Below are 22,877 nucleotides of genomic sequence, written 5' to 3'. Positions count from 1 at the left end.
ACTAATTTTAAACTGGAATATTCTTTAATCTTTTGGTAAAAATAAAAATAGACTTAATTCAGCATATAGTCTTAAAACTGAATTAAGCCAAAAATTTTATAATATTGATTATAGTAACTATTCTCTTAATTCTTATAACTATTAAAGAAACTTTTTAAGAAAAAATATATTGAGGTCTTCCATCCAAGTTTGCAATTTCTACTATATCTATTAAATCTAACAAATATAAGCACCTTATTCCTGAATGTACCTCTTCTTTTGTAAAGCCATGTGGCATTATATTTCTTTCAATAGCACTTATTGATGTCGTTCCAACACTCTTTACAAAAGCTAAAATTAGATGAGATACCATATTAGACACCTCTTTATTCTTTCTATTTATAAGAACATTTTAATTCTTACATTAATATTTTTTACTTTTTTCATATTAAAATACTCTAGATACTAAGGCTAATCAGTTGCTTTTTCCCAAAATAGCCTTAATTTATAATACATAATTTTCTAATTTAAAACTAATTATATTTTTATTTTTTGGTTCTTATTATTTTATACCAAAGCTTATTACTTTTGGGAAACTCCTTCTTTTGAAGATATTTTAAAACTCTTTTTAATTCTTTTTCATCAAGATTTCTAAAGATTTTTCTTTCAAATCCATCTTCTTTCACATTAAAAAGTCCTTGCTCTAATTTTTCTATTTCAACTTGTCTATCTTTTTTAAAGGTTTTAAAATTAACTTTATCCCTAATTTCTATTCTCTTTAATGTGTGTAAAGCAACATTCAAAAAATCTGTTATGCTTACCATTTTACACATCTCCTCTTTATACTATACTTTTTTTACATCCTTTAGCTTTGATACTAGCCTTGTAAATTCATTTTTTCTTATTATATTTGATATAAAGAATACTATTATCTCTTCTCCATGAAAAATATATGCTACTCTACAATCTAACTCTGGCTCCAAAGGAATTTTATATTCATATATAGTCTTATTATTATACTTATAACCTCTTACAGTTTTAATCTTATGAGGATTATTATTTATTAAATCTAAAGTCTTGTTATATATTCTACTTCTTATATCTTCTTCATACTTTTTATTGTGTTCAAAAAATTTTTTTAAATAAACATTGTCATCAATGATTATTTTCTTTTCTACCATATTTACTCATCTCTTTTCAAAATATTTATAAAATAGCCTCCATTTTAAACCAGTGTTTGTTTTTAGATAGAACTTTAAAACCACCTTAATATCAATAAATTATATTCTATTAAATCTATATATTAAATTTCTCTCAAAATTTATAGTTCCAATTCTTTCAATAACTTCTGCTAATCTTTCTTTCCCATTAGCAGCTTCATTGTAATAGTCTATAGTACATTTTAAAAGTTTTGTTAATTCATTTTCTTTAAACTTTCTCTTCATAGGCTCTGCTTTTCTAGATTTTCTTCCAGCTCTTCCTCCTATAAAAACTAAGAATTCTGTCTCCTTACTATTTATGTTTACAGTTGGTATAACTGCAAAATCATTGCTCTGAGCCTTTCCATAACTATTTATACATCCAAAAACACCTATTTTAAATTTAGCTGGAACATTCTCTCCTAGAAACTTTTCCTCAAAAACTTCTCCTATTCTTCTTGTATCAATAAGACCATGCTTACAAACAGTTCCCTTACATGTGACTACAGCTCTAACAGTTTTTCCTGCTCCCCAAATTCTAAGACCTTTTTCTTTTGAAGCTTCTATTACTTTTTTTATATCCTCTTCTTTTATATAAGGTATTTCTATAGTTAATCTGCTAGTTAAACTTAATTCTCCATTTCCATAATCTTTAGCAATATCTGCTAAGTCTCTCATTTCTTCTGCTTTAAAATATCCAACTTTACTTAAATATCTTATGGCATAAAACTCTTCTTGTTTTTGATTTAATATTCCCTGTTCTTTTAAACATTGCTTTTCTTCTACTGTTAACTTATTCATTCTTACTCTCCTTAAACCATATATAATTAAAAACAACTACCATTATCTTTATTATAGTATTTTAATAGTAATAAGAAATATAGTTTTTATTTAGATTAATCATAGCTATTTTCTTATATGCAATATGAATTTTTAATAAAAATAATTATATGATTATTAATAAAATTATTAGTTTATTAAATTTTTTTAATGAATAATCTTAAAATTAGTATTATAATAAAAAACAACATTACTTAATACTTTTAGTTAGGAGATTTTATATGAACTTAATAAGTAATTTTTTAAATTTAATATTACACTTAGACAAGTATTTAGGTGCCTTCATCACCAATTATGGTACTTTAACCTACTTAGTCTTATTTCTAATAATTCTTGCTGAAACTGGATTAGTGGTAACTCCATTTTTACCAGGTGACTCAGTAATTTTTGCATCAGCTACATTTTGTGCTTTAGGATTACTTAATATTTATATATTAGTACCATTACTTTTAGTGGCAGCAATAGCTGGAGATACTTTAAATTATAGTATTGGTAAATTTTTAGGAGGGAAACTGCTAAAAAATTCTAAAATAATAAAGAAGGAATATATAGAAAAAACTAATGCATATTATGATAAATATGGCGGTAAAACTTTAATAATAGCTAGATTTATGCCTATAATTCGTACTTTTGCTCCTTTTGTTGCTGGAATAGGAACAATGAAGTATAAGAATTTTTTAACTTATAATGCTATTGGTGGATTTGTATGGGTTTTACTTGTATCATCCCTAGGTTATTTCTTTGGTAATATAAAAATTGTTGCTGACAACTTCTCTATAGTTATTATGGGAATAATAGTAGTTTCTATTTTACCAGCCATAATAGGTTTACTTAAATCTAGATTCTCATCTAAAGTAGCTGTATAATCTATAAGTAAGTCAATGCAATTAAACTGCCGATCTATTCAAGGACATAAAAAAAGAACATCGGAAGTTAAAAGCTGATTTCGGTATTGCACCGAAGTCAGCTTTTTTATTCCCATTGATATTTATAATTCTTCTCTAATATTTAAGGTACAAAAAATAACCTATATAAATAGCTCCTTTTTTATAAATACTTATTACATAAATTTTAGTTTAAAAATCTAACCATATATTATAATCCTATAGAAAACTAGTATTAAACCTTTAACCTTATTAACAAACAATATCTTTATCTTTTTTTGTATAAATTCATTGTTATTTATAGGGATATATGTTAATATCTCTATAAATAATCTTTACTATTAGTTCATTAGTTATTAAAGATTATTTGTATATTTTTAAGCAAATACTATACAAAACGAAAGGAAATCTTATGAAATTTGATCTAACTAAAATATTATTTGCACTTTCTTTTGCTTTAGATTGCGTTGAAAGAGACCTATTAGGTGTAAAAACAAATCACTCAAAGAGAGTAGCTTATATTTGTGTTGAAATATGCAAAGAAATTGGTCTTACCAATGAAAATTTATTTGATATCTCTGCTTGTGCAATTCTTCACGATAATGCATTAACAGAATATATTTATTTTGAATATAAAGAATATAGTAGAATTTATAATAAATATAACTTCTCACCTAATGAACATTGTATTTTAGGTGAAAAGAACGTTATGAGTATTCCATTTTATAATAATATAGCAGGAAGTATTTTATACCATCATGAAAATGCTAACGGTTCTGGACCATTTGGCAAAAAGTCAAATGAAGTACCTTTATATGCTCGTTTAATACATTTAGCTGACACTCTTGATACTAAATTCGACTTAACTTTTGTAAGCTTTGAAAAATTTAAGGAAATAAAATATTACCTTAGTATTAATAAAGATATACTATTTGATTCTCAAGTTATTGAATGGTTTCTAAATACTTTTACTTTTGATAAACTGCTTAACTTAAGAAATGAACATATAAATAACTCACTTAGCAAATCATTACCTAAAATTAACTTTAACTATTCAAGTAATGACCTTATTAATTTTTCAAAAATTTTTGCTAAAATAATTGATTATAAATCTGAATTTACACAAAAACATTCTTTAGGCCTTGCTAATAAAGCTGTGAAGGTCGGAGAATACTATGGACTAAGTGTTGATACTAAAGCAAAAATGTATTTTGCTGGAGCTGTTCATGATATTGGTAAATTAGCGGTTGATGTTGATGTGTTAGAGAAACCCGGGAAATTAACAAGTGAAGAATATAAACATATACAAACTCATGTTTATTATACATATACTATACTAAAAGATATAGAAGGTCTTGAAGATGTTGCTTCTTGGGCTTATTGTCACCATGAAAAACTAGATGGTAGTGGTTATCCCTTTGGTAAGACAGCTTCAGAACTTGGTAAATTCGAAAGACTATTTGCTTGCTTAGATATATACCAAGCATTAACTGAAAAAAGACCTTATAAAGATGGGATGAGTCATAATAAAGCTATTTTAATACTTAAACATATGGCTTCTTCTAACCTATTAGATGATGAGATTTTAGATGATATTGATAAGGTTTTTGCTTAACCATAAAATTATAGTGAAGAATATATATTACAAAATCTTCTCCTTAATTTTATTATTTAACTAGAAATATAATTAATATTAATAGGGCTTCTTTTTAGAATAATAAACTACAATACATAAAGTAACTACTTATGCAAATATTAGAGAAAGCCATAATCCATTATCACCAAATATAAGTGGTAAAGTAAGAGACCTAATACTATTAGACTTCTTGAAGAGGCTATAATTATAGAAACCAATGGTTCATTTATTGATGTATAATACATAGATGCAACTATGTTTATCCCCATTATAATTATTGCTATTCCATAAAACTTAGTAATGTGAACAGTCAGGTCAATGTACTCTAATCAAAATTTTCTTTTTATTAATATATTTTATAGTAAATATACAAAATAAAAGACAGCAAAACTATGCTGTCTTTTATTACTTTAATTTTTGACTATCTTTTAAACTATTGTTTATTATAGATAGGTATTAAGAGCTAGCTAAAAATCAATCTTCACTTAAAATATTGGCTAATTTTTAAACTTTTTTAAAGCAGCTTCAACAGTCTTTTGTCTTTTTTTTGCTGACTCTAAACCTTTCTTTGTATTTAGAGCATAATTGCTTGGTGCCTGAGGTACTCCAGCAAGTAATGTTGCTTCATTGTAAGTCAAATTCTTAGGATTTTTGCCAAAATATCCTCTTGTAGCTTCTTTTATTCCTTTATATCCATTTCCAAAATAAATTGAATTCACATATATTTCTAATATTTCTCTTTTAGAATACTTTTTTTCTAAAGCTAAACTAAAAAATATCTCCTTAAACTTTCTTTCAAAACTTCTTTCATTAGTTAAACAAAGATTCTTCGCAGTCTGTTGTATTATTGTGCTTCCACCTTCTATGCATTTTCCTGCTTTTATATTGTTTACTGTAGCTCTGGCAACAGCCTTAAAATCTAAAGCGCCATGTTTATAAAATCTTCTATCTTCTGTAGCAACTATTGCATCTAAAAAGCTTTGATCTATATTATCTATTTTTACATAATTAGGTTTTTTCTTTAATTCATTTATCTTTTGATTTAATATTTCACTATCAGTTCTAACTTTAAAATCAGTACATCCTAATAAAACCATCGGAAGTGTAAATATTATTAAAAACATTATTATAAATTTAGATTTATTTTTCATTATTTTTTGCACTATTACTCCCCCTGTTTATTTATAAAATTTCATTTTTTTAAAATAAAATAATTTAAATTTATAAAATATTTTATTTGATCTTTTCTTTTTATAAGCTAATTATAAATAATCTAATATATATTTAGTATTTAATTCCCTTTCTTTTAGATTTCATTTTTGTAAGAAACTCATAGTATTCAATAATATTATTAAGTCTTCTTACTAGAAAAAGACTAGCTGTTAAATTTAACAACTAGTCTTTTTTCTTTCTTATAATTCTAATTAAAATCCTTAACTAACATATTTATTTAAAAAATTATCTATAGTCTCCCAATAAAGTTTTGGGTTAACCTTACTTGATTTAGCATGCCCTGCACCTTCAACTACTAACTTTTCCTTTTCTGCTGAAGAGGACTTATAAAGCTCGTCTACCATAAATGCAGGAACAAAAGTGTCTTTATCCCCTTGAATAAATAGAGTTGGCGTTTTTGATTTAGCTACTTGATCTATTGGGGAATCTTCATTTAGCCAATAACCTGCTCTGATTTTAGTTATTATATTAGCTATATACATCATTGGAAATTGTGGTAGTCCAAACAATTCATTTAACTGATAAGAAAACTCGTCCCATACATTCGTATATCCACAATCAGCAATTACTGCTTTAACGTTATTTGGAAGCTCTTCACCTGATGCATTCATAACTGTTGCAGCTCCCATTGATATGCCATATAGAACAATTTCAGCCTTTGGATTTTCCTTTATTATATAGTTTACTAAATCTATTATATCTAAACGCTCGTCCCATCCCATACCAATATAGTCACCTTCACTAGTGCCATGACCTCTTAAATCTGGAATAATAACGTTATATCCCATATCAGAAAAGTTCTTAGCATAAGAAGCTGTTAACTTTCCTTGAGAAGTGTATCCATGCACTGTAATAACCCATTTATTAGAGTTTGGCTTTTTTATAAGATAATTATGAAGCTTTAAACCATCTCTTGAAGTCATATATAAATCTTCATAACCACTTTGATTTAAAAGCCAGTTTTCACTAGAAATACTTACTGGTCCACTTGTACTATTTACTGTAACTACATCTTCACTCTTCTCAGTTGATGCAAAAATCATATCTTTAGGAGTGTCTGGATTTATGGCTAAATTATATAAGTAATTTCCACCAAAGCATAAAGCTCCAATGATTAAAATCATAATTCCAACTAGAATTCCACATATCCATTTTTTAACCTTACTCCACTTTTTTTTAACTTTCTCTCTTTTCTGTATATCTACTTTATTCATCTATTCTCCTTGCATAAAAAAATTGGTAAATCCTATTATAGCACCATTTATTTTGATAATCAAATATTTGGATATACAATTGTTATAATTTAATTGAAAAAATGAAGCTAAATCAATATTTAATCTTTCTACTCTCTTTTGTATATTAAGATTTTATGCTTAAGAGCGTATCCAATATCTTTATCTTTCTATATATGCATAATTGTTATTTTCATTTATTATAAAAAAATTTCTAACTATTTATAGAATTAAGTGATAAAATATTAAAGCGAGTCTAAACTCAAATAAATTTTTATATACGAAAGATGGTGTTTTTTTGAAAGCAAATTTTTTCATGCCAAAATATATGTCTATATTTAAATGTATAGGTCCCGAATGTACTGATACTTGCTGTGCTGGATGGGATATTAACATAGATGAAGTTACATTAAAAAAATATGAAAATAGTAATGGTAAATTAAAAGAAATAGTAAAAGGAAAATATATAAAAAGTGAGAACTTAGATGATTCCTTTAATTATGGTTTTATGGTTATAACCCAAGATAAAAAGTGTCCTTTTTTAAAAAATGACCTACTTTGTGAAATCCACGGAAAATGTGGTGAAGAAAATCTTTCTATAACATGCAAAAGATATCCTAGAGTTTTTAATATTATAGATGATGTATACGAAAAAAGTGGTATTCCTTCCTGCGAAGAAGTTTGCTATAAAGCTTTTTTAAATAAAGAGAAAATGGAATTTATAGAAGCTGAAGAAGAACTTGATGAGGAAACTATAGAAATACGTAGAGTTATAGATACTGATGCTTTTATTGATTCAGATAGCTTAATTCAATATTTCTGGGATATAAGGGTTAGCTCCATAAATATTATGCAAAATAGAAATTATTCTATTGAAGAAAGATTGCTTATACTAAAGTCTTTCTATGAAAAGCTTGAATATTTGAAAAAAGAAGATAACTTTTATGCAATTGAAGAACTGCTTGAAGAAATTAATGAAGATCCTTCAAATATAAGCTCTATTATTAAAGATATAGACTATACTCCATTTAATTTTAATAGAAACTTTTTTAACCTTATTTTAAATGAAGATCTTTCAAATAAAGTTATTGGTGATAGGCTAAAAGCTTTTTTAACCTCTTTAAAAAGAGAGAAAAATCTAATATCTGAATCTCTTAATGATGACAAGTTAGAAAGGTTAGATATTACTCTCACAAACCATTCATATATATTTGAGAATTACTTAGTAAACCAAATATTTAAAGATATAATACCATTTAATAAAGGAGAAAATTTAAAGAAAAGTATTAAAGTTCTTATAAATACCTATAGACTAATAAAAGGCTATTTAATACTTTTATATACTTCATCAAAAAAAGAAATTTCAAAATATGAAATAATACATATAATTCAAGCCTTAAGTAAGGATATAGAACATAATAAAGTATTTAAAAACATATTAGAAATTGATAATTAATCTAAGATCTTTAAGATTAACTTTTAATTTAATTATACATATTGAATTAATTTAGAACAGAAAGGAGTCTTTAGTAATTTTGTTTTTATCACTACCAGTTTCGAAAAGAGAAAAAATTATAGATTTTTTTAAGAAGGAGGTTGTTCTAGTTATAGCTACTACCCTAGCTTTAATTAGTTCATTATTTTCTTCTCCTAAAATAGAATACATAGATTTTAAAGTATTAATTTTGCTTTTTAATTTAATGATTGTAGTTGCAGCATTAAAAAAACTTAAGGTTTTAGATAGTATTGCTACATATTTACTATCTAAATGTAAAACCACCATATCACTTTCATTTACCTTAGTATTTTTAACCTTTTTTTCTTCTATGCTAGTGACAAATGATGTGGCTTTAATAACCTTTATTCCCTTAAGCTTAATTTTAGGTAAGAAAGCAAATTTAAATACTTTAAATTTAATTGTTTTTCAAACTTTGGCAGCCAATGTAGGAAGTGCTTTAACCCCTATGGGAAATCCTCAGAATTTATTTATATATTCATATTTTAATATGTCATCTATGGAATTTTTTAAAATAACATTTCCTCTTACTATTTTGTCTGCTTTCTTCTTAATAATAACGCTATTCATATTAAAAAGAAAGAAACTAAATGTTGAACTTTCAAAAGTTAAATTAGAAAATACTAGTCATATAATTATCTGGAGCATTTTGTTTATTATAATATTATTATCAATTTTTAAAGTTATAAATTATAAATTAGCTTTTATATGTATTGTTCTAATAACATTTATAATTGATAAAAGCTTGTTTAAAAAAATAGATTATTCATTACTTTTAACTTTTATAGCATTCTTTATATTCATAGGAAATATCTCAAATTTAGATAAAGTTAAAACTTTAATGAATACTCTTCTAAGTGATAATAGTACAACCTATTTCACTTCAATAATTGCTAGCCAATTTATAAGTAATGTACCAGCAACTATATTACTTTCTCCATTCACAACTTTTAACAATTCATTACTTCTTGGAGTTAATATAGGAGGTGCAGGTACCTTGATAGCCTCATTAGCTAGTGTTATATCCTATAAACTTTTTATTAAAGAGAATCCGTCTCTTAACTTTAAATACCTAAAAAATTTTACTGTTTATAATATAATTTATCTTGTTATATTCATACCACTTATATTTATATTAATAGTATAGTTTTATATTATAAGAAAAGAGGATATCAAAGTTTAAAATAATAACTTCTCACTAAGTTACTCTTTGATACCCTCTTTTATTTTTGTTATTTTTCTAAACAATATTCTAGTTCATCTTTACTTAAGTTTCCTAAATGAATATTGTCTAAATATCTACTTAAAAACTTATATGCATTCTTCATTTCTTCTAAAGATGTAGCCTCTTCTTTCATTTTGTACCTTGGAAAATATCTTGATATATGAATAGGTATTGATTTATCTATGCTATTTAAGAATTTTCCTATATGCTTTAATGTTTCATTATCCGTATTAGAACCACTTACTAAAAGAGTAGTAACCTCAACATGTTTTCCCATCTCATTAGCTATCATAATAATTCGCTCCACTTCATCTAAAGAACCAAAACATAATCTTTTATAATACTCATCATTGCCTTTTAAATCTATATTCAAGGCATCTACATAAGGTAATAAGTCTTTTAAAGGCTCTTCACTTATATAACCATTAGTAACTAAAACTATTTTATGTGCAGGATTTAATTCCTTAATTTTTTTAGAAACATCAAGTACATATTCATACCATATTGAGGGCTCATTATAAGTAAAGGCTAAACCTATACTCTGATTCATACTAAGAGAGGTTTCTGCCATATCCTCTGGAGACACAAACCTACTATTAGCTTCATACTGAGATATGCTGTAATTTTGACAAAAGGAACACTTAAAATTACATCCAAAAGAGCCAATAGATAATATATTATTTCCAGGTAAAAAGTGATATAATGGCTTCTTTTCTATTGGATCTAAAGAAATAGATGTTATCTCTCCATAGTTTATTGAATAAAGCCTTAAAGTTCTCTCTTCATCTCTACTAACCTCTCTAACATTGCATATTCCTCTTTTTCCCTCACCTATTAAGCAGTTATGTGGACATAAATAACATCTTATATGTTCTCCCTCATGTTTATAATATAAAGCTTCTTTTTTCATAGTTAATCACCCAAATTAAACTTCCTTAAATCTTTCTACTTTAAAGCGCTCTAAGGTATATTTATCAGAATGACTTATTCCTCCTTTATTCATAGCTATTTCAAGCTGTTCCTCTTTGTTATATACTTCCTCTAAATTTGGAAGAAGTAAGCCTTTTTTATTTCCAGAGGTCACTATAACTCCATAGTTATATGGGTCTAAATCTTCAAAAACAGCCTCTTCAGGTGGATATAATAAATCAACAGATATATCTATTTCCATTAATTCTTCTTTCTTTAAAGGAGCAAATCTTGGATCATTTAAGGCAGCACTTAAAGAATTCCTAATTATTTCTTCTCCAACAGAATCTGTTGTTGGTTTAATAGTTCCTATACACCCTCTAAGTTCTCCATTCATTTTTAATGACACAAAAACTCCCTTTTTATCTCCTAAGAGTTTCTCATCTTCAATTTCTTCTCTAGTTAATAATCTACCAGAATTAAAATAGGTATCTAAATTTTTTCTTGCTAATCTTGTATATGGATTTTCTTCCTCTAATTTTCTCTTGTGTTCTTTTTCTTTTTCATTCATAAGATCTTCATAGAGATTTCCACTGCCCTCTTCAAACTGAAAAACAGCATAGCCTACCCCTAAAGATCCTCCATAACTAAATAGCTTGGAGTTAGTCTTTGAGGAATTTATAGTCCCTAATAATATATAAATTGAACGTAATCCACATTCTCCAGCAGATTTTATAAGATCTCTATCAATTTTAAAAATCTTTTCAACCTCTCCTAATGATAGTATTTTTACTAATTCATCATCAAACTCTTTACCTACAGGAGTATATGGATATGGTCCATTTTCTATTAATCTATGAGATAAATCTCCTGAAGCTATTATTACAGCTTTTCTTCCTGTATTATTAACTGCTTGCTTAATTACCAATCCAAATTTAAAAAGCTCAATTGGTGTTAGTAATCCATAATTTATATGTACCAATTTATGTTTTTTATTTTTATCAGCATAATATAGAGGAACCATAGCTCCATGGTCTAACTCTAAAGGTACTCTGTATCTTATACTTGATTTTTCATCTAAAGATACCACTGGTATTTCTTCATTTACTGATAGATTAATTATCTCATCTGTTAACTCCAAATCTATATAATAATTAAACTTAACCTCTGGAGCTCCAAAATCGCCTAAATCACCATAAATATAATCTGTCTTAATTAATGAAATTGCATCTCTAAAGACTGTTCCATGAGGAGATATAATTATTATTGTTTCTACCTCTGACTCCTCTATTATGTCTCCTACCTCTTTACATGAATTAACTGTTTTTATAACTTCCTCTTCTCTCCCTTTTCCTATCTCTGGAATAATTATAGGAGGGTGTGGCATTAAAAAGTATTTCATAACATACACCTCTCTAATTTTATAAATATATTAATTTTCATATTATATATTGTTCCAAATAAAAAATATCTTATTTAAGGGGATATAATAAAAAATTCAGCAAACACTAGCTTGCCGAATTTTTTTATATTAATATAGATAAGCATCTCTTAATTCTTTTAGTTTATTGCTATCTAATCCATATTCTTCTTCAAAATATTTTTCATAAGTAACATATTTATTTTTTATAGAATTTAAACTTGCATTTATAAGAGATTTATTTACTCCTAGAATTCCTTCTATATTTAACTTTAAATTTTCATCCTTAATATAACCTTTAATAGCTCCCATAACTTTGTCATTAAATGCTTTTCTAGTATTATTACTTTCTAAGTAATCCTGTATAACTATTTCTTCTGGAACATTAAGAGCAAGCAAAACTAATGCTGATCCAACACCAGTTCTATCTTTTCCTGCTGTACAATGTTGTAATATTGCCGTATTTTTTGGATCTTTAAACAATGTGAATAATTCCTTATATGCAGGATTATCTAATGGCATCATCTCATAGCCTTTTTTTAATAAATCCTCTGGACTAATAGTCATTTTTTCTCCACTTAATAGTTTTTTAACATATACTGTCATATCTAAATTATCATTTCCTTTTAAATTCATTCCAGATATGTTTATGTTTTTAACTGAATTCACCTGAACATCTGGCGCATTTGCAATCTCTTCTTTTGATCTATAATCTAGAACATATTTTATTCCTAGAGATTCAAAATACTTTAAATCGTCTCCTTTTAAATCTGATAAATCTTCTGATCTATAGAATAATCCCCATTTAACATTTCTTCCATCCTGAGTTTCATACCCTCCTAAATCTCTGAAATTAGAGAAATTTTTAAGAGGTAAAACCCTTTCAGCAACTATAATTTCCTCCCCCTCGGCTTCAACTCTATAAAAAGTTCTATTAAGTGGTTTTGGATCTTCAAATTCTAAACTATCTGTATTATTAAAGTCCATAAGAAAATTTTCTTTTTTGTCTAAAGCATCTCTATAAAATACCTTAATATTTTTACAAACTCTATTTAATTTTATTAATATCTTATTATTGTCAACTCTTTCTACATATCCATTTAGTCTTTTCATCTATAATACACTCCTTATACTTTTTTTACTTATTTTTAATTTCTCTTATTCTATTTATATTCTTATTACCTATTAATCCACTTATAATCTCATTTGAAGTTATAAAGTGTGGAACTTCTAAAGTATAGATATATTCTCCATCACACTTAGATTCAACATCATCAATCTTAATTTGATAATCTTCAAAATAACTATTTATTTCCTCTATTGCCTTGTCATTTAAACATTTAATCTTAAAATTTACAATCTTTGTTTTATCTATGAATTTATCCTCAAATTTTTTTAAGCAAGTAAGAACTATTAATATACTAACTCCACTTAGAATGCTAATTTTATAAAATCCCATTCCTATAGCAAGTCCAACACAGGCAACAGCCCACATAGAGGCTGCTGTAGTTAGTCCCTTAACAGCCCATTTGGTTTGTATTATTGCACCAGCTCCTAAAAAACCAACTCCCGATATAACCTGGCATATAACCCTACCTACATTTACTTTTAATATACCAGATAATGCTGGATTTTTTGCAAGTTCATCACTGGCAAAATAAATTAATTGAACTTGAATAAGTGCTGCAATAGTAGCTCCTAAACACACTAAAACATGAGTTCTAAACCCAGCTGGCCTATTTTCATATTCTCTATTGTAACCAATAAAACCACCTATGATTATAGATAGCAGTATCCTAACTCCTATCTGCGAAATATCCATTTTAAATCCAACCTTTCATTTTATACTAGATTACAAAGTAAACTTAAGTATATTTGTATTATAAAGATTAAGATTTCTACCAAGAACTCCTCTTTTGTAAAAACTTATATTATTTTATAATAAGTTTAAAACTATTAGATATATAAATCAAACTTCATATGTTTTAATATTAAATATATATTATAAAATTATTGTCTTTTCCAATAAAATCTGTTAACAATTTGTTCATTTTAATAACTTATTTTTACTTTTTAACTAATTCAATTGTATATATAATAAAAAACTATGGAATTAGTAAAAATTCCATAGTTCATTATAAATAATCTTTTTAATTTAAATTGAAAACTCTCAGCAAAACTATATATTAATTGTCATATTAATTACTTGTTTTCAAAAATAGTAGGATCATTAAAATAATTTACTCCTAGGTTCTTAAGTCTAGGCTCTTGAGCTTTTAACCTTTTCTTATATTCATCCCAATTTCTAGATTCTTTTGGTGTCCATCCTATCTCTGAATATCCTATTAATCTTGGGTATATCATATAATCCATTTGTTCCGCAGTTGAAATTCTCTCTGTCCATAAAGGTGCTTCTATACCTAAAATTAAATTCTTAGGAGCAAATTCTGTAGGATCCCAATTATATGCATCTTCAACTGAAATATATCCAGCCCAATCTGACCCATAAGGAGTATCTTTATTATACTTCATATCTAAATAAGCTTTTTTAGCAATAGAAATAATCATGTTCATATTTTTCTTCCTAGCAGCTTCATTAGAATCCTTCCAATTTTGAAGAACTGTATTAGAGTCTATATTAGGTGAAGTATCTATTGGATCCCATCCTATTGGAGTTTTATCATATTTTTGAGCTATTTTTGAAACCCTTCCTACAAAATAATCATAATCTTCTTTCTTAGTAGCATCAGCTTCATCTCCTCCTATATGTAGGTATTTAGAAGGTGAGATAGCAGCTAATTCTCTTATTACATCTTCAATAAATTCATAAGTTTTTTCATCATGTGTCATAAATGTGCTAAAGCCTACTGAAGTTCCTGTATACAGTGGTTTTTTCTTTCCATCAGGATTTAAAAATCCATAAGAAGCTAAGGCTGCATTTACATGCCCCGGCATATCAAACTCAGGAATTATTTCTATGTATCTATCTGATGCATAATTTATTAAATCCTTAAATTCTTCCTGAGTGTAATATCCTCCCTTTCCTCCACCAACTTGAGTTGATCCTCCTATCTTAGTTAAGTTAGGCCACTTCTTTATTTCTATTCTCCATCCTTGATCATCAGTTAGATGAAGATGAAGTTTGTTTATTTTATATTGAGATGCTAAATCTATTTGACGCTTTAAATCATCAATAGTAAAAAAATGTCTTGCTACATCTATCATAAGTCCTCTATAACCGTATTCTGGCTTATCTGTTATAGTAGATGCCGGTATATTCCATTCCACACCAGTTACCATTGATTTTTTTGTAATTTCAGAAGGTAACATTTGTTTTAAGGTTTGAACTCCCCAAAAAACTCCTTGAGGCTTATTAGCAATTATTTCGACTTTATTCTCAGATGAATTTATTTTATACCCTTCATCTCCTAAATCTTCGTTATTACCTACAGTAGTGAAAAAAATAGCTTTTTCATTAGTAGGTTCACCTTCCAAAACTTTAATATCAAATCCACTTATTCCTTTTAAAAGATTAGCAAATCCTTCAGCTATCTTATAAAGTTCCTCGGTCTCATCACTATTCTTTCCTTTAACATAAATAGGTAGCCCATTCTCTATCTTGAATGCACCTTCTTTTTTCTCATAACTTAGAGGTTTAGGAATAATAGTATTTTCAACATTTTGTACTTCTATCATCTTTATAGCTTCTTTTGTTTCAGGGAAAAACAAATATCCCGCAAGTAAAACAGCTATAGTTAACATAACATAAGTAAAATTTAACCTTGATTTTTTCATTACACTAGTCTCCTTTTAAATTCTTTCATTTATTTTTTATTCCCTTAAACTCTCAATACTATGTAAGATTCAAATTACTTATCTAAAAATAATTTGAATTTATATGTCAAAATAATATTAGGATTTCATAAACCAATTTATGGAGGTAAACTTATTTTAAAGATTATTAAAAAGATAAATACATATATATCTTTTTAATATTTATAAATGTTTTAATTTCCTCATCATTTATGCTTCTAATTAATATTGATGTATATATTTTTCTATTACTTTAGAAAGTTCTCTCTCATATTCTATCTACAAGTTAATATTACAAAATTAAAATTTAGATTTAAGTTAGAAAATTATTAAATGAAAAATTGATAGGAAATCACAATTTACTCTCTCTAATTTTAATAGTAAAATTAGTAAAACATCTTTATTTAGGAGAAGATTATTATGATAATTGTTAAGAATTCAAAACCTTTAGCATCAATTTTTTCAATAAGAGAAAGTAACCGAGCCTCACAAATATTAAATAATTACCTAGAGCTTATTACAGAAGTTAAATTACCTTTATACACTATAAATTCTGATCTAGAAGAAATTCCAAAGGATATTTTTAGTGGTAGTAAACCTAAAATTTTATTTATATTAGATAACTCAAATGATGAAAATGGCTTTTCATATAATATTGAAGAAAGCACACTTTATTTTAAAGCTAAAAATGAACAAGCTTTTGTATATTCCGTTTATGATTTTTTAGAACAAATAGTAGGTTGTGGTTTTTATAGTTGTGATTATGAATTTATACCTAAAATAGAAACCTTAGATATTAATTTTGCTCCCTATTCATTTAATCCTCCAATAGACTATCGTGAAGTTTATTACAAGGATTTTGAAAACCCTACTTTCGCAGAAAAATTGAAGATGAATACAAGTAAAATGCATGAAAGCTGGGGCTTTTGGTGTCATTCATTTCAGTTACTATTGCCTTATGATTTATTCGATAAACACCCAGAATATTTTGCATTAATAGATGGTAAAAGAACCCCTAAGGGAGAGCCCTGTTTAAGCAACCCTAATGTACGAAGAATAATAAAGAAAAATTTAAAAAGATTTATAGAGGAAAGACCTGAATGTAAGTATTGGTCTGTGAGCCAAAATGATGATAACCTATATTGTCGTTGTCCAGAATGTGCTGCAAAAGATGGTTATGATGAAAGTCAGATGGGATCAATATTAGACTTTGTAAATGAGGTTGCTAATGAATTTCCTAATAAGATTATTTCAACATTAGCCTATTGGTATTCTAGAAAACCTCCAAAGCATACTCGTCCAGCTTCTAATGTTCACATAATGCTTTGTAACATTGAAGCAAATAGAGGTCTCCCTATAGAAAGTGATCCCTCTAATAAAGAAGTTAGAGAAGAGCTTTTAGCTTGGTCAAAAATCTGCCCTAACATCTCTCTTTGGGATTATAATATACAATTTGCTAATTTAGTTAGTCCTTTTCCAAATTTAGGAACTTTAGGACCTAATATGCGATACTTCGTTAAAAATAATCTTAAACTTTTATTTAGCCAGTGTAATAGAGAGATTGGAGGAGAATTCTCAAAACTTCGTGGATACATGCTAGCTAAACTTGCTTGGAATCCCAATTGTGACGAGTTTTATCATATGAAGGATTTTTGTGATAAATATTATAAAGAAGCGTCACCTTCTATCCTAGAATATATAAAACTCCTTCATGATGCTCAAGAAAAATTTAATGAAAGGTTAGATATATTTAATGGTCCTAAAAACGCTAAAGATACCTATCTTTCCTTTGATTTATATAAAAAATATAATGATCTTTTTGATAAAGCATATGAAAAAACAAAATATAATGAAACCTTATTCTTAAGAGTTCAAGAAGCAAGACTACCATTATACTATGCTGGTATAGTTTTAAAATATGGAACTCTAGAGGAACAGCTTTTAAACATTAAAGAATTTGCCAAAATAGCTAAAAAGATTAATTTAGAAATGGTAGAAGAATGGAAGATAACAACTGAAAAGTTTATAATGGATTCATTAGTATCTTTAGATTAAATTTTGTTTTAGTTAAGTGATTATAAAAATTAAGGATACTTGCTCTAAAGCAAGCATCCTTAATTTTATTTTTTATATTGTATCTATTTCTTTACTTTAACACTCTTAATTGTTTTATAACATTCAACATTAAATCTTATTTTATATAGAAAGCTTATAAATACATATTAAAGTACCACAGCTCCATCTACTGATAATATCTCTCCACTTATATAACTAGCCATATCAGATGCTAGAAATAAAAAAGCATTTGCTATATCTTCAGACTCTCCAACCCTTCCTAATGGAATATTCTTAGCTATTTCTTCTATTAACTTCTTATCTAAAGCAGCTACCATATCTGTAGCGATTATTCCAGGAGCTACTGCATTTACTCTTATACCATCTTTTCCAAGCTCTCTTGCTAAAGATTTAGTTAATCCATTTACTGCGAATTTTGAAGTTGGATATCCAACTCCTGTTCTTTGACCATATAAACTCACTACTGAACTTGTATTTAAAATAACTCCTTCTTTTTGAGTTTTCATTGTTTTTGCTACAACGTTTGTACAGTTGAATACAGCTTGAACATTGATATCCATAATTTTAGAAAAATCCTCATCACTTTGACCATATATTGGTCTATTATCACTTACACCAGCATTATTTATAAGAATATCTATTCTTCCCCATTTTTCTAAAATTATATTTGCCATGTCATGTATTTCACTTATTTCTAATAAATTAGGATAAAAGCCCATAACTTCATAGTTAGGATTAATTTCATTTATTTCTTTTAAAGCTTTATCAACAGTTTCCTTTTTAGAACCACATAAAGCAACCTTGGCTCCATGAGCAAGAAATTTTTTAACAGTAGCAAAGCCTATTCCTCTAGTTCCTCCAGTTACAATAACTACTTTATTATTTATACTTCTTGATAACATATCCATAACGAATCACCTCTTAAATATATATTACTTCAATACACTCCATATACGCTTTTAATAATCGTATCTTATTTATATAATAATACAATAGAACTATAGATTATTCTGACTATAATATAAAACTTTATATTTTTTCTTTATTATTTACTTAACTTAATAGATATCTTACATATATTATTTTAAAATTACTCATTTAATGCCTTAAAATATATAAAACTTATATATTTTTTAATAAAAAAGAGCTATGAAATACTAAATCTTTCATAACTCTTTTTATTTTATTTATTTAATCTTATAAATTTGAAAATAACAAATAAGTAAAAAACTAAAAATATTATATTTAGAATAAATGATACACTATTAAAATTTATTATTGAAAAATTCTTAACTACAAATTGATAATATAGATTTAATACTATTCCTAGTAAAATTGGTATCCCAAGTAATATAACTTTTATTTTATTCTCCTTACTTATATTAAAATTAAGTCTTTTCTTCCATGTAGAATCAAAACTTAATAAATTAAGCATATAAGCAAAACTGGCAAAACAAATAAAATTTAACACCGGTAAAACCTCTTTAATTAAATATTCTGGTTCATTTATTATAAAAATTGCTTTATCGTCTTCTAAATATTTAACCTTTACTTTTGTCCCAATTGGATCAAGTAAATCTCCACTTGTACTATTGAATACTGCTACAACATCAAATAATTCTCCATCATCATTTACTCTAACGACTGGAGTAAAAACTTCATAACTTCTCCCTTTTGATCTTGCCGTTCTCTGATCAATAGATACTATTTCTCCTATATTACTTTTTCCTATAAGCTCTATATAAAATATTCTTCCAATCCCTGAACTTAAAGACCATATAACAAAACAAATAAATATAATATTCCAAAGTCCTTTATTTCCTTTTTCTTGTCTAAATTCTACTCTCATTGACTTTTACCCCCTTCTCTTTAAATTATATTTTTTTACATAATAAAAAACCATATAAAACTTAAAAAGTTTATATGGTTTTAATATTTTTTTGCTCTAATTGTTTAATTATAAATTAAAGTAATTCACCATAATGTTTTCTAAAGACATTTTTCATTATTGTTGCAAGAACCATATAACATATTACTATTCCTAATAACCAAGGGAAATAAGTATATGGTAACGCAGTCATCCCTAATGATGTTCCTAAAAAAGTATACGGAATTACTGTTCCAACGATAATAGCTAAAGTTGTAATAGCTAACACTGGAAGTGATGCTCTACTTTGTATAAATGGAAGCTTTGGTGTACGTATCATGTGTATAACAAGTGTTTGAGACCATAAGCTTTCGACAAACCATCCTGCATTAAATACTGAAATAAATAATATATTATTTACTCCTGGTTCACCATAATATCCTCCAGCAATGCTTGGACAAATTATGAAGAACATAATAATAAAAGTTGCTATATCAAAAACTGAACTTGTAGGTCCTATCCAAACCATAAACTTACCAATTGAAGAGGCATCCCATTTTCTAGGTTTTCTTAAATACTCTTCATCCATGTTATCCCATGGAATTGAAATACAAGATATATCATAGATCAAATTTAAAGCTAAAATTTGAATAGGTAGCATTGGTAAAAATGGTAAGAATACACTTGCTATAACCACTGAAAACATATTTCCGAAATTAGAGCTTGCTGTCATTTTAATATATTTAATTATATTTCCAAAAGTTCTTCTTCCTTCAATAACTCCTTTTTCTAATACCATAAGGTCTTTTTCTAAAAGAATTATATCTGCAGATTCCTTTGCAATATCAACTGCTGTATCAACTGAGATCCCTACATCTGATTCATGCATTGCTGCGGCATCATTAATTCCATCTCCCATAAAGCCAACAGTATGTCCATTTTCACGAAGCACTCTAACTATTCTAGCCTTTTGTTGTGGACTAAGCTTTGCAAAAACATTAGTTTTTTCTACTTCAACCTTTAATTGTTCATCACTCATTTCACTTATTTGAGAACCAAGAAGAATATTTTCAACTTCCATTCCAACTTGTCTACAAATACACTTTGTAACTCCATCATTATCTCCTGTTAAAACTTTTACTGATACTCCATTTTCATTAAGAGCTTTAATTGCAGATAATGTAGACTCCTTTGGTGGATCTAAGAAGGCAAGATATCCCATAAGAACCATGTTAGATTCATCCTTTACAGAGAAAACACCTTCTACAGAAGGATTATTTTTTTGTGAAACCGCAATTACACGCATTCCTTCATTATTTAATCTATCAACTGTAGCTAGTATCTCTTTTCTTATTTCATCTGTTAAAACTTCAACTTTTCCTTTATATTCTACATGTGAAGATATTTTTAACATTTCTTCAACTGCTCCTTTAGTAATTAGCTGAGTTTTTCCTTCTTTATCCTTTATTACAACGCTCATTCTTCTTCTATTAAAGTCAAAAGGTATTTCATCAACCTTAGTGTACTTTTTCTCTAAATCACTAAATTCTGCATTATTAGCATAATTTAATATAGCTATATCCATAAGGTTTTTTAGTCCGGTTTGGAAAAAGCTATTTAAAAATGCATGTCTAAGAACTCTTTCATCCTCATTTCCATGAATATCAAGATGGTATTCTAATACAACTTTATCTTGAGTTAAAGTTCCTGTCTTGTCTGTACAAAGTACATCCATGGCTCCAAAGTTTTGTATTGAATTCAAACTTTTCACAACAGTCTTTTTCTTTGCCATCTTAACAGCACCTTTTGCAAGGTTTGTTGTCACAATCATAGGTAACATTTCTGGAGTTAATCCTACCGCAACTGATAATGCAAATAAGAATGATTCACCCCAGTCTCCCTTAGTTAATCCATTTGCAAAGAATACAACTGGCACCATACACATCATGAATTTAATTAATAGCCAAGATACTGAATTTACTCCTTTTTCAAAACTAGTAACAACCTTCTTTTCTGTAATTGTCTTTGCCATAGATCCAAAGTAAGTATAATCTCCAGTTGCTAAAACAATACAAATTGCTGAGCCACTTACTACGTTACTTCCCATAAATCCTAAGTTTGTACTTTCTAAGGGATTAGTTAAATCAGAAGTTACTCCTTCTCCATATTTCTCAACTGGTTCACTTTCACCAGTTAATGAAGCTTGGCTAACAAATAAATCCTTAGATGAAATTATTCTTACATCAGCAGGAATCATATCTCCGGCTGATAAATATACTATATCTCCTGGTACAATTTCTGAAAGCTCAACTTCTTTTCTACCTACTCTTTCAACTGTAGCTGTTGTTTTTACCATTTCTTTTAACTTCTCAGCAGAATTATTTGATCTACTTTCTTGCACAAATTTCAACATCCCGCTAATAGTAACCATTGTAACTATTATTACTACTGTACTATAAGATCTATCACTTGGTGCTGGTAAAATTATATCTGTAAATGTTGATATTATTGCAAGAATAAAAAGTACAACTGTAAAAGGATTAACAAAGGATTCAAAAAGTCTTTTAAATACTGAATCACCTTTTTCATGTGAAATTACATTTTCACCATACTTATCAATTCTTCTTTCAACCTCTTTATCACTATAACCACTTAGAGAGGTTCCCATTTCTTTTAATAGATTTTCTGAGCTCATTTTGCTTGCTCTTATTAATCTTTCATTCATTAAAACTTCATTTATAACTTTTTGTTCTGTTCTCTTCTTCATAATTCTTACCTCCTAATTCTTTTGAAGAAATTTTTTAGGAAGTAAAGACATTAAACAGGACAAAAGTATCCTTTTACTCTATTCAATTATATTAAGTTCTCGAAAAATGGTAGTAAGAATAACCACAGGAATATTCTTAAAACATTTTTCATAAAAAATACTTCGCCCGTCAGGTTTTATGCCTCCACTACTTCCCGTGTCCATTACTACCACCTCTTCTTTCTTAAATAAATTTAAATAGATTTGTTTTAAACATAAAAAATCCTTACCTAAAATCAGGT

Annotated in this window: 19 protein-coding genes; 5 read left to right on the top strand and 14 right to left on the bottom strand. The window is 27.1% G+C overall.

From position 1 onward, the window contains the following. Positions 1-154: 154 nt before the first annotated feature. The 4 genes from AC2A4K_RS07535 to AC2A4K_RS07520 all read right to left on the bottom strand — a co-directional run bounded on the left by AC2A4K_RS07535 (position 155) and on the right by AC2A4K_RS07520 (position 1,979). Positions 155-352 carry a hypothetical protein gene (locus AC2A4K_RS07535; protein ID WP_322503561.1) on the bottom strand — a complete coding sequence of 66 codons (198 nt, stop codon included), beginning with the start codon at positions 350-352 and terminating at the stop codon, positions 155-157. Between the two features lie 172 nt (positions 353-524). Further along, the gene (locus AC2A4K_RS07530; RefSeq protein WP_322503562.1) at positions 525-803 is read right to left on the bottom strand and encodes a hypothetical protein; all 279 of its coding nucleotides are present in this window, start codon (positions 801-803) and stop codon (positions 525-527) included. Positions 804-824: 21 nt separating this feature from the next. Continuing rightward, positions 825-1,160 (bottom strand): hypothetical protein, encoded by a 336-nt coding sequence (locus AC2A4K_RS07525; protein ID WP_322503563.1) that lies wholly within the window; start codon positions 1,158-1,160, stop codon positions 825-827. A gap of 99 nt (positions 1,161-1,259) precedes the next feature. Next, positions 1,260-1,979, bottom strand: a complete 720-nt coding sequence (locus tag AC2A4K_RS07520) for a nitrite reductase (protein WP_322503564.1) — start codon at positions 1,977-1,979, stop codon at positions 1,260-1,262. Positions 1,980-2,239: 260 nt separating this feature from the next. Between AC2A4K_RS07520 and AC2A4K_RS07515 the strand changes: the two genes are divergently transcribed. Further along, positions 2,240-2,884 (top strand): DedA family protein, encoded by a 645-nt coding sequence (locus AC2A4K_RS07515; protein WP_322503565.1) that lies wholly within the window; start codon positions 2,240-2,242, stop codon positions 2,882-2,884. 430 nt (positions 2,885-3,314) lie between these two features. Then, positions 3,315-4,517: an HD-GYP domain-containing protein gene (locus tag AC2A4K_RS07510; protein WP_322503566.1), complete on the top strand. Its 1,203-nt coding sequence runs from the start codon at positions 3,315-3,317 to the stop codon at positions 4,515-4,517. A gap of 518 nt (positions 4,518-5,035) precedes the next feature. Here the strand turns inward: AC2A4K_RS07510 and AC2A4K_RS07505 are convergent. Both AC2A4K_RS07505 and AC2A4K_RS07500 read right to left on the bottom strand, forming a co-directional pair. Continuing rightward, positions 5,036-5,701, bottom strand: a complete 666-nt coding sequence (locus tag AC2A4K_RS07505) for a biosynthetic peptidoglycan transglycosylase (protein WP_322503567.1) — start codon at positions 5,699-5,701, stop codon at positions 5,036-5,038. A 270-nt stretch (positions 5,702-5,971) separates the two neighbouring features. Further along, positions 5,972-6,985, bottom strand: coding sequence for an alpha/beta hydrolase (locus AC2A4K_RS07500; protein WP_322503568.1), 1,014 nt, complete (start codon positions 6,983-6,985; stop codon positions 5,972-5,974). 316 nt (positions 6,986-7,301) lie between these two features. Between AC2A4K_RS07500 and fliB the strand changes: the two genes are divergently transcribed. Together fliB and AC2A4K_RS07490 are read left to right on the top strand one after the other, a co-directional pair. Next, positions 7,302-8,459 (top strand): flagellin lysine-N-methylase, encoded by a 1,158-nt coding sequence (gene fliB, locus AC2A4K_RS07495; RefSeq protein ID WP_322503569.1) that lies wholly within the window; start codon positions 7,302-7,304, stop codon positions 8,457-8,459. Between the two features lie 79 nt (positions 8,460-8,538). Continuing rightward, a complete protein-coding gene (locus AC2A4K_RS07490) occupies positions 8,539-9,666 on the top strand; it encodes an SLC13 family permease (protein WP_322503570.1) in 1,128 nt (375 codons plus the stop codon). A gap of 85 nt (positions 9,667-9,751) precedes the next feature. Here the strand turns inward: AC2A4K_RS07490 and amrS are convergent, their stop codons facing one another. The 5 genes from amrS to AC2A4K_RS07465 all read right to left on the bottom strand — a co-directional run bounded on the left by amrS (position 9,752) and on the right by AC2A4K_RS07465 (position 15,868). Then, entirely contained in the window at positions 9,752-10,654 is a 903-nt protein-coding gene (amrS, locus tag AC2A4K_RS07485) for an AmmeMemoRadiSam system radical SAM enzyme (protein ID WP_322503571.1), read from the bottom strand. A gap of 15 nt (positions 10,655-10,669) precedes the next feature. Further along, complete coding sequence (gene amrA / locus AC2A4K_RS07480; protein ID WP_322503572.1) at positions 10,670-12,055, bottom strand: AmmeMemoRadiSam system protein A; 1,386 nt, start codon at positions 12,053-12,055, stop codon at positions 10,670-10,672. A 129-nt stretch (positions 12,056-12,184) separates the two neighbouring features. Further along, positions 12,185-13,186, bottom strand: coding sequence for a tyrosine-protein phosphatase (locus AC2A4K_RS07475; protein WP_322503573.1), 1,002 nt, complete (start codon positions 13,184-13,186; stop codon positions 12,185-12,187). Positions 13,187-13,211: 25 nt separating this feature from the next. Next, positions 13,212-13,895, bottom strand: coding sequence for an MgtC/SapB family protein (locus AC2A4K_RS07470; protein WP_322503574.1), 684 nt, complete (start codon positions 13,893-13,895; stop codon positions 13,212-13,214). A gap of 380 nt (positions 13,896-14,275) precedes the next feature. Then, entirely contained in the window at positions 14,276-15,868 is a 1,593-nt protein-coding gene (locus tag AC2A4K_RS07465) for a beta-N-acetylhexosaminidase (RefSeq protein ID WP_322503575.1), read from the bottom strand. Between the two features lie 438 nt (positions 15,869-16,306). On the opposite strand from AC2A4K_RS07465, the gene AC2A4K_RS07460 reads away from it, so the two are divergent. After that, complete coding sequence (locus tag AC2A4K_RS07460; RefSeq protein ID WP_322503576.1) at positions 16,307-17,941, top strand: glycoside hydrolase family 20 protein; 1,635 nt, start codon at positions 16,307-16,309, stop codon at positions 17,939-17,941. 167 nt (positions 17,942-18,108) lie between these two features. Here AC2A4K_RS07460 and AC2A4K_RS07455 read toward each other — a convergent pair whose 3' ends face one another. The 3 genes from AC2A4K_RS07455 to mgtA all read right to left on the bottom strand — a co-directional run bounded on the left by AC2A4K_RS07455 (position 18,109) and on the right by mgtA (position 22,596). After that, positions 18,109-18,870, bottom strand: coding sequence for an SDR family NAD(P)-dependent oxidoreductase (locus AC2A4K_RS07455; RefSeq protein WP_322503577.1), 762 nt, complete (start codon positions 18,868-18,870; stop codon positions 18,109-18,111). 275 nt (positions 18,871-19,145) lie between these two features. Then, positions 19,146-19,811, bottom strand: a complete 666-nt coding sequence (locus AC2A4K_RS07450) for a hypothetical protein (RefSeq protein ID WP_322503578.1) — start codon at positions 19,809-19,811, stop codon at positions 19,146-19,148. A 115-nt stretch (positions 19,812-19,926) separates the two neighbouring features. After that, positions 19,927-22,596: a magnesium-translocating P-type ATPase gene (gene mgtA / locus AC2A4K_RS07445; RefSeq protein ID WP_322503579.1), complete on the bottom strand. Its 2,670-nt coding sequence runs from the start codon at positions 22,594-22,596 to the stop codon at positions 19,927-19,929. Positions 22,597-22,877: the final 281 nt, after the last annotated feature.

This window comes from Clostridium sp. LIBA-8841, assembly GCF_057782475.1.
This window is presented reverse-complemented; position numbering and strand designations above follow the sequence as displayed.

Coding starts and splice junctions, on each gene's coding strand:
- AC2A4K_RS07535 (WP_322503561.1), bottom strand. CDS start 352: ATGGTATCTCATCTAATTTTAGCTTTTGTAAAGAGTGTTGGAACGACA.
- AC2A4K_RS07530 (WP_322503562.1), bottom strand. CDS start 803: ATGGTAAGCATAACAGATTTTTTGAATGTTGCTTTACACACATTAAAG.
- AC2A4K_RS07525 (WP_322503563.1), bottom strand. CDS start 1,160: ATGGTAGAAAAGAAAATAATCATTGATGACAATGTTTATTTAAAAAAA.
- AC2A4K_RS07520 (WP_322503564.1), bottom strand. CDS start 1,979: ATGAATAAGTTAACAGTAGAAGAAAAGCAATGTTTAAAAGAACAGGGA.
- AC2A4K_RS07515 (WP_322503565.1), top strand. CDS start 2,240: ATGAACTTAATAAGTAATTTTTTAAATTTAATATTACACTTAGACAAG.
- AC2A4K_RS07510 (WP_322503566.1), top strand. CDS start 3,315: ATGAAATTTGATCTAACTAAAATATTATTTGCACTTTCTTTTGCTTTA.
- AC2A4K_RS07500 (WP_322503568.1), bottom strand. CDS start 6,985: ATGAATAAAGTAGATATACAGAAAAGAGAGAAAGTTAAAAAAAAGTGG.
- amrS (WP_322503571.1), bottom strand. CDS start 10,654: ATGAAAAAAGAAGCTTTATATTATAAACATGAGGGAGAACATATAAGA.
- amrA (WP_322503572.1), bottom strand. CDS start 12,055: ATGAAATACTTTTTAATGCCACACCCTCCTATAATTATTCCAGAGATA.
- AC2A4K_RS07475 (WP_322503573.1), bottom strand. CDS start 13,186: ATGAAAAGACTAAATGGATATGTAGAAAGAGTTGACAATAATAAGATA.
- AC2A4K_RS07470 (WP_322503574.1), bottom strand. CDS start 13,895: ATGGATATTTCGCAGATAGGAGTTAGGATACTGCTATCTATAATCATA.
- AC2A4K_RS07465 (WP_322503575.1), bottom strand. CDS start 15,868: ATGAAAAAATCAAGGTTAAATTTTACTTATGTTATGTTAACTATAGCT.
- AC2A4K_RS07460 (WP_322503576.1), top strand. CDS start 16,307: ATGATAATTGTTAAGAATTCAAAACCTTTAGCATCAATTTTTTCAATA.
- AC2A4K_RS07455 (WP_322503577.1), bottom strand. CDS start 18,870: ATGGATATGTTATCAAGAAGTATAAATAATAAAGTAGTTATTGTAACT.
- AC2A4K_RS07450 (WP_322503578.1), bottom strand. CDS start 19,811: ATGAGAGTAGAATTTAGACAAGAAAAAGGAAATAAAGGACTTTGGAAT.
- mgtA (WP_322503579.1), bottom strand. CDS start 22,596: ATGAAGAAGAGAACAGAACAAAAAGTTATAAATGAAGTTTTAATGAAT.